The organism is Rhizobium oryziradicis (assembly GCF_001939045.1).
GTDB classification, from domain to species: Bacteria; Pseudomonadota; Alphaproteobacteria; order Rhizobiales; family Rhizobiaceae; genus Allorhizobium; species Allorhizobium oryziradicis.
In genome coordinates this window covers 1-539 of the sequence record NZ_MKIM01000002.1, presented here as the reverse complement: position 1 = coordinate 539, position 539 = coordinate 1, and the positions used below count along the sequence as shown (strand labels likewise).

The following is a 539-nucleotide window of genomic DNA, read 5'->3' as shown; positions in this document are numbered from 1 at the left end:
GCATCATTTGCGCGGATCAGCGCCATGAGCACCGGCCCGAGTGAGAACTCGCCCCTTTGCGCACGCCGCGTCAGATCACGCAAATAACCACCGGGCGAATTGATATGTCCGCCGCGCTCCAAAATACAGGCGATGGCCGCGGCAGCACCTTCCGGCCCCATGATTTCGCAGGCATCCTCATATGCCGAAGGGCTGATGCCCAACATGGATCGCACCAACACCGCCGTTGCCATCAGTTCGCGCCAATTGGCAATGGTCGCATCTTTGGCGTAGTCGCTCATTGTCGGGCAGGCCCGCAGCACCATGCTGAGCGGAAATGCCTTTATCGGATCCGCTGTTTTTCGATCCGCAACAGGTTTCGGTTTGAGCACCTCGGCGTCGCCCTGCTTCTGTTCGAAGCGAGGTTCAGATTCATTGGGTAAGTTGGTGTTTGAATTCTGTATGTGGCAGCCGTTTTGGTCGTCATTGCCATCGTTTTTTTGACTTTTAAGCTGCATTTCCAAAATGTTGAGGATCTCGGAGCGCAACATCTCCAGCTC

The 539-nt window shown here is 55.5% G+C and carries 1 protein-coding gene; it reads right to left on the bottom strand.

The window, feature by feature from the left end; all coding sequences use genetic code 11:
- Nucleotides 1-539, bottom strand: a 539-nt coding sequence (repC, locus tag BJF95_RS00010; RefSeq protein WP_245297196.1) for a plasmid replication protein RepC, incomplete at both ends; no start/stop codon positions are given.